The organism is Actinokineospora sp. UV203 (genome assembly GCF_056323665.1).
Genome location: NZ_CM150484.1, coordinates 1,606,537 through 1,619,898 on the forward strand (window position 1 = coordinate 1,606,537; position 13,362 = coordinate 1,619,898).

General features: G+C 70.3%; 13 protein-coding genes. 6 read left to right on the plus strand and 7 right to left on the minus strand.

Annotated features, from left to right (window positions below; all coding sequences use genetic code 11):
- Positions 1-95: 95 nt before the first annotated feature.
- The 4 genes from ACUZ2Y_RS07170 to ACUZ2Y_RS07185 are packed head-to-tail and all read right to left on the minus strand — an operon-like array spanning position 96 to position 4,043.
- On the minus strand, positions 96-1,319 hold the full coding sequence (locus ACUZ2Y_RS07170; protein ID WP_476328151.1) for a class I SAM-dependent methyltransferase: 1,224 nt from the start codon (positions 1,317-1,319) through the stop codon (positions 96-98).
- Entirely contained in the window at positions 1,316-2,053 is a 738-nt protein-coding gene (locus ACUZ2Y_RS07175; protein ID WP_476328153.1) for a DUF1365 domain-containing protein, read from the minus strand. Before ACUZ2Y_RS07175 ends, ACUZ2Y_RS07170 begins: the two co-directional genes overlap by 4 nt.
- A complete protein-coding gene (locus tag ACUZ2Y_RS07180) occupies positions 2,050-3,330 on the minus strand; it encodes an NAD(P)/FAD-dependent oxidoreductase (RefSeq protein WP_476328155.1) in 1,281 nt (426 codons plus the stop codon). The genes ACUZ2Y_RS07175 and ACUZ2Y_RS07180 overlap by 4 nt, the downstream gene beginning before the upstream one ends.
- A 14-nt stretch (positions 3,331-3,344) precedes the next feature.
- Complete coding sequence (locus tag ACUZ2Y_RS07185) at positions 3,345-4,043, minus strand: alpha/beta hydrolase (protein WP_476328157.1); 699 nt, start codon at positions 4,041-4,043, stop codon at positions 3,345-3,347.
- Positions 4,044-4,106: 63 nt separating this feature from the next.
- On the opposite strand from ACUZ2Y_RS07185, the gene ACUZ2Y_RS07190 reads away from it, so the two are divergent.
- The 3 genes from ACUZ2Y_RS07190 to ACUZ2Y_RS07200 all read left to right on the plus strand — a co-directional run bounded on the left by ACUZ2Y_RS07190 (position 4,107) and on the right by ACUZ2Y_RS07200 (position 6,299).
- A complete protein-coding gene (locus ACUZ2Y_RS07190) occupies positions 4,107-4,931 on the plus strand; it encodes an alpha/beta fold hydrolase (RefSeq protein ID WP_476328159.1) in 825 nt (274 codons plus the stop codon).
- A gap of 83 nt (positions 4,932-5,014) precedes the next feature.
- Positions 5,015-5,596, plus strand: coding sequence for a nucleotidyltransferase family protein (locus ACUZ2Y_RS07195; protein WP_476328161.1), 582 nt, complete (start codon positions 5,015-5,017; stop codon positions 5,594-5,596).
- On the plus strand, positions 5,586-6,299 hold the full coding sequence (locus ACUZ2Y_RS07200) for a sugar isomerase domain-containing protein (protein WP_476328163.1): 714 nt from the start codon (positions 5,586-5,588) through the stop codon (positions 6,297-6,299). The genes ACUZ2Y_RS07195 and ACUZ2Y_RS07200 overlap by 11 nt, the downstream gene beginning before the upstream one ends.
- A gap of 139 nt (positions 6,300-6,438) precedes the next feature.
- Here the strand turns inward: ACUZ2Y_RS07200 and ACUZ2Y_RS07205 are convergent, their stop codons facing one another.
- Positions 6,439-8,271, minus strand: coding sequence for an ABC transporter ATP-binding protein (locus tag ACUZ2Y_RS07205; protein WP_476328165.1), 1,833 nt, complete (start codon positions 8,269-8,271; stop codon positions 6,439-6,441).
- A gap of 174 nt (positions 8,272-8,445) precedes the next feature.
- On the opposite strand from ACUZ2Y_RS07205, the gene ACUZ2Y_RS07210 reads away from it, so the two are divergent.
- Positions 8,446-9,723 (plus strand): glycosyltransferase family 87 protein, encoded by a 1,278-nt coding sequence (locus tag ACUZ2Y_RS07210; protein WP_476328167.1) that lies wholly within the window; start codon positions 8,446-8,448, stop codon positions 9,721-9,723.
- Positions 9,724-9,755: 32 nt separating this feature from the next.
- On the opposite strand, the gene ACUZ2Y_RS07215 is transcribed toward ACUZ2Y_RS07210, so the two are convergent.
- Positions 9,756-9,965, minus strand: a complete 210-nt coding sequence (locus tag ACUZ2Y_RS07215) for a helix-turn-helix domain-containing protein (protein WP_091382460.1) — start codon at positions 9,963-9,965, stop codon at positions 9,756-9,758.
- 186 nt (positions 9,966-10,151) lie between these two features.
- On the minus strand, positions 10,152-11,780 hold the full coding sequence (locus tag ACUZ2Y_RS07220) for an ABC-F family ATP-binding cassette domain-containing protein (RefSeq protein WP_476328170.1): 1,629 nt from the start codon (positions 11,778-11,780) through the stop codon (positions 10,152-10,154).
- Positions 11,781-11,956: 176 nt separating this feature from the next.
- Here ACUZ2Y_RS07220 and ACUZ2Y_RS07225 point away from each other — a divergent pair, with 176 nt between their 5' ends.
- Both ACUZ2Y_RS07225 and ACUZ2Y_RS07230 read left to right on the plus strand, forming a co-directional pair.
- Positions 11,957-12,727 (plus strand): SDR family oxidoreductase, encoded by a 771-nt coding sequence (locus ACUZ2Y_RS07225; protein WP_476328172.1) that lies wholly within the window; start codon positions 11,957-11,959, stop codon positions 12,725-12,727.
- 62 nt (positions 12,728-12,789) lie between these two features.
- A complete protein-coding gene (locus tag ACUZ2Y_RS07230; RefSeq protein WP_476328174.1) occupies positions 12,790-13,308 on the plus strand; it encodes a DinB family protein in 519 nt (172 codons plus the stop codon).
- The last annotated feature ends 54 nt before the right edge of the window (positions 13,309-13,362 follow it).

The following is a 13,362-nucleotide window of genomic DNA, read 5'->3' on the forward strand; positions in this document are numbered from 1 at the left end:
ATTCACTGAGACCGTTCCCCTTATCTGTCCACGGCAGTGCGGGGAGTCTGCCACTCCCCTTAGCCAAGACGCGGAACGCCCACCCGAGGTTGCTTTCAGTGACCGATGGACAGTTGGCGCACCCCCAGGTAGCCCGACCGGAACCCGGCCTCGGAGTACGCCAGGTAGAACTCCCACATCCGGCGGAAAGTGTCGTCGAAGCCCAGGTCGGCGACATCGGACCAGCGTTCGACGAACCTGGCCCGCCACTGCCGCAGCGTCTCCGCGTAGTCGAGGCCGAAATCACGGTGGGCGAGCACGCGCAGACCCGTGTGGTTGGCCACGCTCTCGTCGATCGCCTCGGTCGACGGGATGAGCCCGCCGGGGAAGATGTACTTCTGGATCCACGTATAAGAGTCGCGTGAGGCGAGCATCCGGTCGTTCGGCATGGTGATCGACTGCAGCCCGAACCGGCCGCCGGGCTTGAGCAGCCGGTCGATCGTGCCGAAGTAGGTCGGCCAGTAGCGCTGCCCGACCGCTTCGATCATCTCGACACTCACGATGGCGTCGTAGCTGCCCTGCGCCTCGCGGTAGTCCCGCAGCAGGACCTGCACCCGCTCCGACAGCCCCGCCTCGGCGATCCGCCGCTCGGCGAGGACCTTCTGTTCGCCCGAGATGGTCAGCGTGGTCACCCGCGCGCCGCGGCGGGCCGCCTGGATCGCCAGGGCGCCCCAGCCGGTGCCGATCTCCAGCACGTGCGAGCCCGCGCGCACGCCCGCGTAGTCGAGCACACCGTCGATCTTGCGGAGCTGCCCTCTGTCGAGGTCGGTGTCGCCCGGGGTGAACAGCGCCGACGAGTACGTCATCGTCTCGTCGAGGAAGGCGGCGAACAGGTCGTTGGACAGGTCGTAGTGCCGGTGGATGTTGGCCCGCGCGGCGGCGACGGTGTTGTCCGCGCCCGCGGGCTGGCGCCGGTCGACCCAGCGGCGCAAGGTCTGCAGCGCGGGCGGGATCAGCGTGCTGATCCGGGCGGCGAACTCGGTCAGCAGGTCCACCAGGTCCGGGCTGGTCCAGTCGCCGACCATGTAGGACTCGCCGAAGCCGATCTTGGCGTCGACGCCGAGGCGGTGGAAGAACGCGGTCGGCCGGTGCACGCGCATGACCGGCGCATCCGGGCCGCCCGCGCCCATCCGGGTGCCGTCGGGGAACAGCACCCGGATCGACAGCGTGCGGACGGCGTTGGCGAAGACGATTCGCGCGATCCGGGCCCGCGCGGGGCTGCGCGGTGGGGAGTACAGGGTTCCCCAGGGCTGCGCGGATCGGAGAGTGGTGTCAGTCATCGGACTCGTTCCTGGGCAGTCTCAAATGGGGGGCGGGGGACTGTGCGATCAACCACGGGTACGCGGCGCAGCCACAGCGCGATGCCGTGTCGGCGAATCAGGGCGGCGACCCGCTGAGGCATCAGCGGTCGCCGGGCGACGGTGCGGAGGACCTCGGCGGTGGTCGCCCGGCGTCGCTCGCCGACGAGGGTCGCGGTGAACGGTGTCTTCCCGCCCTGGCTCAGGGCCACCGTCAAGGACAGCAGCGCACCGGGCCGGGGCAGGCGCATCCGGTAGGTGCCGCCCATCTGCAGGAAGGGCGAGACGTAGAACTCCTTGTCGGTGCGCGCCCGGCCGCGGTCGTCGGTGTGCAGCAGGTAGCGGTGCCGTCCGCCGTAGGTGTTGTGGACCTCGGCGACCACGCACACCACCCGGTCGGCGCTGTCGAGCACCCAGTACACGGTGATCGGGTTGAACACGTAGCCGAGAACCCGGGCGCTCGCCAGCATCAGGACCCGGCCGCTCACCTCGATCCCCTGTGGCGCCAGCCAGGCGGCCAGGTTGTCCTTGATGGACGCGGAGGGGTCGCCGAGGTGATCGCGCGCGTCGAACCGGGCGAACGGCCGCAGCGGCGCGGGCAGCCGCGGCAGGTCGTCGAGGTCGACGAGCCACAGGTAGATCCGGTGTTGGAAGGACCGGTTCAGCCGCTCGGTGCGGGTGTGGGTGACGATGGCGTCGTAGATCGCCGCCGTCACGACGACCAGCCGGCACCGAACGCCGCGGCGGCGCGGACTCCGGACGCGCACCCGTCCTCGTGGAAGCCCCAGCCGTGGTAGGCGCCCGCGTAGGCCACCGAACGGTCGTTGAGGGCGGGCAGTTCCCGTTGGGCGGCAACGCTTTCCGGGGTGTAGACCGGGTGCTCGTAGAGCATCGAGCGCAGCACGCTCGCCGCGTCGACCTGGTCGCGAGCGTTGAGGCTGACGACGTACTGGTCCTCTTCGGACAGTCCCATCAGCCGGTTCATGTGGTAGCTGACCCGCACCGGTCCGCTCGCCGAGTCGCACGCGGGCTTGAGGTAGTTCCACGACGCCCGGGCGCCCTCCGCGCGCGGCAGGATCGAGGTGTCGCTGTGCAGCACGGTCTCGTTGACCGAGTAGCTGAACGCCCCCAGCACGGCCCGCTCGGCGGGGGTCGGCTCGGCCAGCAGCCGCAGCGCCTGGTCCGGGTGGGTGGCCACGACGGCATGGTCGAACCGGCGGACCACGTCGGCGTCGTCGCGGATCTCCAGGTGGTCGGCATGGCGCACCAGCGCGCGCACCGGTGTGGAGACCTCCACGGCGGTCAGGCCTTTCGCCGCGCGCTCCACATAGGTCCGGGAGCCGCCGACGACGGTCCGCCAGGTCGGCGAGCCGGTGACCGCGAGCATCCCGTGGTGGTGCAGGAACTCGAACAGGTACCGGGCCGGGTACCGCATGCTCAGCTCCGCGCCCGCCGACCAGACCGCCGACACCAGCGGGATCAGGAAGTGGTCGACGAAGTACCGCGAATAGCCGCCGACCACGACGAACCCGCGCAGCGTGATGTCGCCAGGGTCGTCACGCAGGACGCGGCGGGCGTGCCGGTGGAACCGGGCGACCTCGCCGAGCATCCGCAGGAACTTCGGCGAGCCCACGTTCGCGGGCTGGGCGAACAGCCCCCGGACGCCGCGCGCGCCCGCGTATTCCAGGCCGCAGCCCTCGCAGCGCACGCTCATCGACATCTCGGACTCGCGGGTCGCCACACCGAGTTCGCCGAAGAGCCGGATCAGGTTCGGGTAAGTCCGTTCGTTGTGGACGATGAAACCGCTGTCCACCTGGGCGATCGTGCCCGCCGATGTCGGCAGGTCATGAGTGTGGGCGTGGCCGCCGACGCGGTCGTCCGCCTCGAACAGCGTCACGTCGTACCGACGCCGCAGCAGGTACGCCGCCGTCAGGCCGGACACGCCGCCGCCGATGACCGCGACCCGCCGCCGATCCGCCACTGGCAGATCCACCACTGGGGCCTCCCTCAGAGAGGAATGCGCAACCCTTCCGGTGAGGGCTGTCCCAGGGCATTCGTTATGACGGGGTCGAAAGGTTGGGTCCCGAGGGCACCGAGTGTGAAACCGGTGACCAGCCGGGTCCACGCGGCGGATTTCCGCAGCATGGCGTGCCCTTCGTCGTGCACGTCGAAGTGCGCGACCCGGTCCGTGACGGCCTTGGCGCGCGCCGCGTACTGAAAGGACAGCTCGGGGTCGGTCATCTTGTCGAGCAGCCCGTGCGCGATGAGGACGGTCCGACCGGCCAACTGCTCGACGGGTTCGTTCGGCTTCGTCCACGGCGCCAGCGCGCAGACCGCGACCACGGAGTCCGCTCCCGCGACCCGCAGCGCGGTGCGACCGCCCATCGAGTGGCCCACCAGCGCGACCGGCACGTCGCCGTGGGCGCGGCGGATCTCGTCGAGCGCCCACGCGGCGTCGAGGACGGGGTCGAGCTCGGGGGAGTTCCAGCCCCGGTAGCGGTAGCGCAGGGCCCAGGCGGCGACACCGTCAGCGGCGCCCTCGTGCCGGATGTCGCGGGCGAACGGGAGCATCCGCAGGTAGGCGCTGCGGTAGCGGTGCACCCGCTCGTGGCTGCGCTCGCGGCCGCCGTGCAGCAGGAGCGCCACACCGCGGATGTTCTCGGTCGGACCGTAGACCCGGATGGCGGGCCGCGCGCTGTCATTCACATGACAATCTTCGCAACCGCCGCCGTTCGAGTTCGGTCAGTGTGAGTGAGTACATTCCGGCGGGTGAGCGACCACCTCCAGATCACCACCGCCGCGGGCGCCTTCGACGCGCTGTGCGGGGGCTCCCCCGGCGACCAGCCGGTCCTGCTGCTGCACGGCTTCCCGCAGGCCTCCACCGAGTGGGGGCACGTGGTGGGCGAGCTCGGGCGCGCGGGATTCCACGCCGTCGCACCGGACCAGCGCGGCTACTCCCCCGGGGTCCGGCCCGAGGAGGTCGGCGACTACCGGATGGACGACTTGGTCGCCGACGTGCTGGCGATCGCCGCCGAGCTGGGCTGGTCCCGGTTCGACCTGGTCGGGCACGACTGGGGTGCCGCGGTGGGCTGGCACACCGCCGCCGAGCACCCCGACCGGGTCCGCACGCTGACCGCGGTGTCCGCGCCGCACCCGGCGGCGATCGCGGCCGCGTACCGCGAGGACGAAGACCAGCATCTGCGGTCGCAGTACATCTCGGTGTTCAAAGAGCGCTCGGCGGAGAAGCGGCTGCTCGCCGACAACGCCGCCGCACTGCGCCAGATGTTCGAGCACCGCGTGCCGCCGTCCCACATCGAGGACTACGTGACCCGGCTGTCCGAGCCGGGCGCGATGACCGCGGCCCTGAATTGGTATCGCGCGACCCGGTGGAACGTCGCGCCCGACGCGGTGTCGGTGCCGACGATGTACGTGTGGGGCACCGAGGACGTCGCGTTCGGGTCCACGGCCGCTTTGGCCTGCGGGAAGTGGGTCACGGGCGCCTACCGGTTCGAGATGCTGGAGGACGCCTCCCACTGGATCCCGGAGGAGGCACCGGACGCGCTGACGGCCCTGCTGCTGGACCACTTGCGCTAGTCCGCTGGACAGCCCGCGACGTCCCTCGGACGTGGTGGGGCGCGCTACTTCTCGATCTTGCGAGATGGCCCTAAGCTCGCTCCATGGCGGCCTGCTCGGTGGCGGGACTGCTCCTGGCCGCGGGCGGGGGCAGGCGGTTCGGGATGCCCAAGGCGCTCGTCCCGTGGGGCTCCGGCCTGCTGGTCGAACACGCCGCCGCCACCCTGGCCGACGCGGGCTGCGACCCGGTGATCACCGTCCTGGGCGCCGCCGCCGACGAGGTCCGCGCCCGGGCGAAGCTGCCCGGCGAGCTGGTCGACAACCCCGACTGGGCCGACGGCATGGGCTCGTCGCTGCGGGTCGGCCTCACCGCCCTCGGCGACTCCGACGCGGTGATCGTCCTGACTGTGGACACCCCGGGCATCACCGCGGACGCGATCCGCAGGCTCATCGCCATCGCCGCCCCCGACGCGCTGGCCCGAGCCACCTACGACGGCGTGCCCGGCCACCCGGTGCTGATCGGCCGCGACCACTGGCGCGGCGTCGCCGAGGCCGCCGAGGGTGACACCGGAGCCCGCCCCTACCTCGCCCGGAACCGCGTCACCGACGTGCCGTGCGCTGACATCGCCGACGGCGCCGACGCCGACCGGCTGGAAGACCTGCCAGGGAGAACCCATGACCAGTGACCTGATGCTCGCGCACCTGACCGAGGTCGGGACCCACAACGCCGACGCCCTCGACGACGTCGCCGACCTGGTCCTGGCCTGCGTCCGCGCCGACGGCCTGGTGCTCACGGGCGGCGCGGGCCACTCCCTCGCGGCGGTCGCCGAGACGTTCTTCCGCGCGGGCGGCCTGGCCTGCGTGCGGCCGCTGTTCCACGAGGAACTCCAGGTGTTCAGCGGCGTCCGGCGGGCCCTGCAGGCCGAACGCACCCCGGGCCTGGCCCGGTCGGTGTTCCGGAACCTGCACCTGTCCGGCCACGAGGTCCTGTTCATCTTCTCCAACTCGGGCGTCAACCACTACCCCGTCGAGCTGGCCCTGTGCGCCCTCGACGCCGGCTGCCCGGTCGTCGCCGTCACCTCATTGGCCGCGACCACCGCCGCACCGCGCCGCGCGGGGACGACGTTGGCGCAGAACGCGACGATCGTGCTGGACACGCTCACCGCGCCCGGGGATGTGGGCTACCCGGAGTCGAAGCCGGTGACGGCGCCGCTGTCGTCGGTGACGGTCGCGTACTTGTGGAACCAGATCTTGATCCGGCTCAACGACCGGGCGGTGCGTGAGGGGATGGAGCTGCCGCTGTGGCAGAGCTCCAACATGGAGGGCGGGGATGAGGCGAACGAGGCTCTGATGCAGCGGTACGCGCCTCGGATTCCTACGCTCGCCTAGGTTTGGTTGTGGTGTTCGCTGGCTGTCTTGGCGGGCGGGTGCCTGTTTGGGATCGGCCCCTCACCTTCGGGGGGGGGGCGAGGGTGCTTGCCGGGCTGCGCTTGCCGGTGCTGGTTGTGGCGCTTGGCCGTTGCGGGGGCTAGGCCACGGCGTCTTGTTCGGCGAACTGAGTCCGGTACAGATCGGCGTAGCGGCCGTCGCGCGCGAGCAGCTCATCGTGCGACCCACGCTCGACGATCGTCCCCGCCTCAACCACCAAAATCTGGTCAGCGGCGCGGATGGTCGACAGTCGGTGGGCGATCACGATGGCCGTCCGACCCTCCAACGCGGTGGCCAACGCCTCCTGCACCGCCACCTCCGACTCCGAGTCCAGATGCGCGGTCGCCTCATCAAGGATCACGACCCGAGGCTGCGCCAGCAGCAGCCGCGCAATCGTCAATCGCTGCCGCTCCCCACCGGAAAGCCGATACCCGCGCTCCCCCACGACCGTCTCCAGCCCGTCAGGCAAGGCGTCGATCAGCTTGCCCAGCCGCGCCTGTCGCAGTGCGGCCATGATGTCCGCGTCGGTGGCGTCAGGGGCCGCGTAGGCCAGGTTCGCGCGGATCGTGTCGTGGAACAGGTGTCCGTCCTGGGTCACCACGCCCACCGTGTCGCGCAGTGCCGCGAAGGACAGGTCGCGGACGTCCACGCCGGACAGCCGGACCGCGCCGGAATCGACGTCATAGAGCCGGGGCACGAGTGACGCGATGGTCGACTTGCCCGCGCCCGACGATCCGACCAGGGCGATCATCGCCCCGGGCTCGGCCACGAATGACACGCCGTGCAGCACTTCCTCGCCGCCGCGCTGGTCTAGGACCGCGACCTCCTCCAACGATGCCAGCGACACCTTGTCCGCCGCGGGATAGGCGAAACGCACCGAGTCGAACTCGACCGAGACCGCGCCGGACGGGACCGGGCGGGGGGTCGGCTTCTCGGAGATCATCGGCGGCAGGTCGAGCACCTCGAACACTCGCTCGAAGGAGACCAGCGCGGTCATCACGTCGACGCGGACGTTCGCCAGGGCGGTCAACGGGCCGTAGAGGCGAGTGAGCAGCAGGGCCAGGGCGACGACCGTGCCGGGGGCGAGGTCGCCCTTGAGCGCAAGGTAGCCGCCGAGGCCGTAGACGAGCGCCTGAGCCAACGCCGACACCAGCTGCAGGCTGGTCATGAACCATCGCGCCGCCATCGCGGTGCGCACGCCGATGTCGCGGACGCGTCCGGCGCGCTCGCCGAACTCGACGGCTTCGACGTCCGGGCGGCCGAACAGCTTGACCAGGGTCGCGCCGGGCGCGGAGAACCGCTCGGTCATCTGGGTGGTCATCGACGCGTTCAGGGTGGACGACTCGCGCTGCAGGTCGGCCATGTGCCTGCCGACGCGGCGGGCGGGCAGGACGAACACCGGCAGCAGGATCAGCGCCAGGAGCGTGACCTGCCAGGACAGGGTCATCATCACGCCGAGCGAGAGCACCAGCCCGATCACGTTGCCGACCAGCCCGGACAGGGTCGACGTGAACGCCCGCTGGGCACCCATCACATCGTTGTTGAGCCTGCTCACCAGCGCGCCCGTGCGCGTGCGGGTGAAGAACGCGACCGGCATTCGCTGCACGTGTTCGAAGACCGCGCGCCGCAGGTCGTAGATCAGGCCTTCGCCGATGCGGGCGGACTGCCACCGCTCGGCGACCCCCAGCACCGCGCCCATGATGGCCAGCGCGGCGATGCCGACGGCCAGCCAGACCACGACGGACACGTCGTCGCGGCCGACGATCGCGTCGACGACCTTGCCCGCGAGCAGCGGGGAGGTCACCCCCAACACCGCCGAGACGACGGTCAGGAGCAAGAAGATGATCAGCCGCGGCCGGTGCCTGCGGCTGAAAGTGAAGACGCGCCGGACGGTGCCCTTGCGCAGCCCTTTGGGCAGGTCGGTCGAACGCATCGAGCGCGCCATGCCCCTCATCATCGAGTTGTCCACGCGCACCCCCTCTCTTGATACAGCTCTCGTACAACACGCGAACCGGGCTGGAACTTCCCGCCCACGTCAGTGGTGGTCTCGATCACGTCGGTAGCCTGCCCTGCGACGGTGACAGAAATGTGGGCGATGGGGGGCTCGGTGCGTGCTGCGCTGCGGCTCGACCTGCTGATCTACACCGGCTGCGCCGTCGCCGCCGCTGTCACCGCGGTCGCCTCGGAGTTCTATGGGTATCGCGTCTGGGGCAATTTCGCGACAGTCGGCTACCTGGCCGCCGCGGCGTTCACGCTGCTGCTGCCGACGCGCCGCAAGATCCCGGTCGTGGTCGCGGCGGTGGGCGCGATCCTGGTGCCGCTGCTCTTCCTCGTGGTCAAGCGCGCGCCGTCGTTCACCTGGGGACCGTGGCCGTGGTCGTTCCCGGCGCAGCCCGAGGTGTGGGTGGTCGAACGCGCCGCGCGGAACCTCTTCGCGCACGGCACGCCGTACACGGACCTGGCCACGCTGGGCCGGGCCGCCCACCCCGACGACTACACGCCCTATGGGCCCGCGATGTCGCTGTTCGGCATGCCGCGGGCGTTGTTCGGCGACCACCCGCTCACCGACGCGCGGGTGATGTTCCTGCTGGGCAGCGTCGCGGCCCTGTGGGGCGCGTGGCGCGTACTGCACCGCCCGCCCATCCCGGTGCGGGCCATGCACCTGGTGGCGAACCCGCTGACCGCCCTGACGCTGTGCGTCGCGGGCGACGACGTGGCGGTGATCGCGCTGATCGTGCTCGCGGGCGCGCTCGCCTACCGCGTGCGCCCGGCGTGGAGCGGCGCCGTGTGCGCGGTGATGGTCGCCATGAAGTTGACCGCCCTGCCCGCCACCGCCGTGATCGGCATCGGCGTGCTCGCCGCGTGCGGCGGTCGGGCACTGGCCCGGTTCCTCGGCACGCTGGCGGGTGTGGGCGTGTTGATCACCGTGCCCGTCCTGGCCGCCGACCCGGCGTCCTTCGTCGAGCACGTGGTCAAGTTCCCGATCGGCCTCGGGCAGGCGTCGTCACCGGCGTCCAGCCCGCTGCCCGGTCACCTGATCGCCGGGCTCGGCCCGGTCGGTCACACGGTGGCCCTCGTCCTGTTGGGCCTGGCCGCCACGGTGATCACGGCCTGGCTGCTGGTGCGTCCGCCGCTGTCGATGGCGGACGCGATGACGCGCGTCGCGGTGGGGCTCGGTGCGGCGATCGTGTTGGCACCCGCCACGAGGTGGGGTTATCTGGTGTATCCCGTGGCCCTGCTGGGTGCCGCGCTCGCCTTCGCCCGTCCGGCCGACCCGGGCCTGGAGTCCATCCGGGATTCCGCGGACACCGGGCCCGACGTCGAGGCCGGTCTGGCGACCGGTCCCGGTGTCGGCGCGACACCGCAACCATCCGGCGTCGGATAAACAGTCTCAGCCGGACGGACGCGCGGCGCTCGCTACTTCTTCTTCGTTCGCGTCGCTCCGCCGCGCCCGCGGAGGGTCACGCCGGACTCCGAGAGGACTCGGTGCACGAATCCGTAGGAACGCCCGGTGCTTTCCGCGAGCGCTCGGATGCTGGCGCCCTTCTCGTACTTCTTCTTCAAGTCGCCGGCAAGTTTGTCGCGCGTGGCACCAGTGATCCGCGCGCCTTTCTTGAGGTCAGCCACGTTGTCCGCCTTCCGTCGCGAGTGGTCGGGGCCTTGAAGACCCCTACCGCCGCAATGATCGAACACGGAAGCGCGGATTGCCAGACGAGATGACAAAAAGGTGTGCGACAGCGCTGATCACCGCGGATACCCGGCTCGGGACACAGGGTGATCTTCGAATACAAGATCCCTGCGTAATGCCCTATTTCAGGCGAGCTGAACGAGTTCGAGATAGTCCGGCGACCAGTGATCCTCGGTTCCGTCAGGGAGAAGGATCACCCTCTCGGGTTCGAGCGCCTCGACCGCTCCGGGGTCGTGGGTGACCAGGACGACGGCGCCGGAGTACCGCCGCAGGGCGTCGAGGACCTGCTCGCGGCTGGCCGGGTCGAGGTTGTTCGTGGGCTCGTCGAGCAGCAGCACGTTCGCCCGGCTGGAGACCAGGCCTGCCAGCGCGAGGCGCGTCTTCTCACCGCCGGAGAGCGTTCCGGCGGGCTGGTCGAGCTGCTCGCCGCTGAACAGGAACGTGCCGAGCAGCGAGCGCAGCTGCTGCTCCTGGGTGTCGGGCGCGGCGTGGCGGATGTTGGACCACACGCTGGCGTCGTGGTCGAGCGTCTCGTGTTCCTGGGCGTAGTAGCCCAAACGCAGGCCATGGCCGGGGATGACGCCACCCGAGTCGGCCTTCTCCATGCCGCCGAGCAGGCGCAGCAAGGTGGTCTTGCCTGCGCCGTTGAGGCCGAGCACGACGACGCGTGATCCCTTGTCGATGGCCAGGTCGACGCCGGTGAAGATCTCCAGCGAACCGTAGGACTTGCTCAGCCCCTCGGCCATCAGCGGCGTCTTGCCGCAGGGCGCCGGTTCCGGGAAGCGGATCTTGGCGACCTTGTCGCCCTGGCGAACCTCGTCAAGGCCTGCGACCAGCTTCTCGGCGCGCTTCATCATGTTCTGCGCGGCGACGGCCTTGGTGGCCTTCGCGCGCATCTTGTCGGCCTGCGCCATCAGGGCGCCTGCCTTCTTCTCAGCGTTGGCCCGCTCACGCCTGCGGCGCTTCTCGTCGGCGGCGCGCGCGTCGAGGTAGCGCTGCCAGCCCATGTTGTAGAGGTCGACCTCGCCGCGCACGGCGTCGAGGAACCAGACCTTGTTGACCACGTCGGCGAGCAGGTCGACGTCGTGGCTGATGACCACCAGGCCGCCGCTGTGGCCCTTGAGGAACCCGCGCAGCCAGGCGATCGAGTCGGCGTCGAGGTGGTTGGTGGGCTCGTCGATCAGCAGGATCGTGCCGGAGCCGCCGCCCGCGCCGGACTCGGACGCGGCGAACAGGATGCGGGCCAGCTCGACCCGGCGGCGCTGGCCGCCGGAGAGCGTGGACAAGGGCTGGGCCAGCACGCGGTCAGCCAGGCCCAGGTTGGAGCAGATCCGGGCCGCCTCGCTCTCGGCGGCGTACCCGCCGAGGCTGGAGAAGCGCTCCTCGAGCCTGCCGTACTTGCGGACCGCGGCGTCGCGCTTGGCCTCGTCGACCAGCTCGGCCATCGAGGTCTGCGCCTTCTCCATCTCCCGCAGCAGCTCGTCGAGCCCGCGCGCGGAGAGCACCCGGTCGCGCGCGACGACCGACAGGTCGCCTTCGCGCGGGTCCTGCGGGAGGTAGCCGATCTCGCCGGTGCGCCGGACGTCGCCACCGTAGGGCTCGCCCTCGCCCGCGAGGACACGCAGCGTGGTGGTCTTGCCCGCTCCGTTGCGGCCGACCAGTCCGATCCGGTCGCCCGGCTGGATGCGCAGGGTGGCGTCGGAGAGCAGGATGCGCGAACCCGCGCGCAGTTCCAAATCAGTAGCGGTGATCACGTGAAAGCTCCATCGATCGGGTGGGTGTCGAGGCAGGGGTCATCCGCCCATCCGCCTCAGCGGACGAGCCCTCCCGCACATCAGTCGATGAAGAGCACGGGTCCAGTCTACGAGACAGCGTCGATCGGTTTCCGGCCGCACTCGAACCTAAGCGCTCGCTTAGCTATCGTGCAGCTATGACTGACGGTGAATTCGCGGGTAAGACCGCCCTGGTGACCGGGGCCAGCCGAGGCATCGGACTGGCCATCGCCATCGAACTCGCACGCGGCGGCGCCGCCGTGGCGATCTCGGCCCGCAAGCAGGAGGCACTCGACGCCGCCGCCGAGGAGATCCGCGGCGCGGCGCCCGGGGCCTCGGTGCTGGCGCTCGCGGCCAACACGAGTTCGGCGGACGACCGCGCGGCGGTGGTCGCGCGGACGATCTCGGAGTTGGGCGGGCTGGACATCCTGGTCAACAACACGGGGATCAACCCGGTGTACGGGGCGCTGGTGGACGCCGACCTCGACGCCGTGCGGAAGATCTTCGACACCAACGTGGTGGGTGCGCTGGGGTTCATCCAGCTCGCGGTGAAGTCGTGGATGGGCGAGCACGGCGGGTCCGTGGTCAATATCGCGTCCGTGGCGGGGCTCCGCTCGACCGGCGTGATCGCGGCTTACGGGGCCAGCAAGGCGGCGCTGATCCGGCTGACCGAGGAACTGGCGTGGCAGCTGGGCCCGAAGATCCGGGTGAACGCGGTCGCACCGGGCGTCGTGAAGACCCGCTTCGCGGAAGCGCTGTACGCGGAGGGCGAGGAGAAGGCGGCCGAGGCGTACCCGATGAAGCGGCTCGGGGTGCCCGAGGACGTGGCGGGCCTGGTGGCGTTCCTGGCGTCGGACCGGTCGGCGTGGATCACCGGCGAAACCATCCGCGTCGACGGAGGTCTGCTGGCGACGGGGACGCTCGGGTAGACCGGCTTCGGCCCGCCGAAAACTCCGATGCGGGGTTCGGCGGGCTGAAGTAGCGTCCCGCCATGGCGATTACCCCCACCCGGCCCGCATTCGACGCCGACGAACGCACCCAGCTCGTCGGCTGGCTCGACATGCAGCGCGAGATCATTCGATGGAAGTGCCAGGGAGTGTCCGAGGAGGACGCTCACCGTTCGGTGCTTCCCACCTCACCCTTGATGACCCTGGCAGGTCTCGTCTCGCACATGCGGTGGGTCGAGCACTGTTGGTTCCAGATCATGCTCAACGGCGAATCCCCTGAGAAGAACCCCCAGTTCGACGAAGCTCTTCCCGAAGACGCCGACATGCTGGTCGACGGCATCCCGTTGGCACAGCTGCTGGAAGAGTACGAACGCGAGTGCGAGTCATCGAACGAAACCATCGCCGCTTACGCGCTTGACGACATCGGCAAGAACCGCGATTTCAAGTCTGGCTCGGCGTCACTGCGGTGGATCATGTTCCACATGATCGAGGAAACCGCCCGCCACGCCGGCCACATGGACACGATCCGGGAACTCGTAGACGGCGCGAAGGGCTACTACTGACACTGGCCTTGGGGTCACCTTCGGGGACAGCTCGTCGCCCGCACTTCCCCCTTG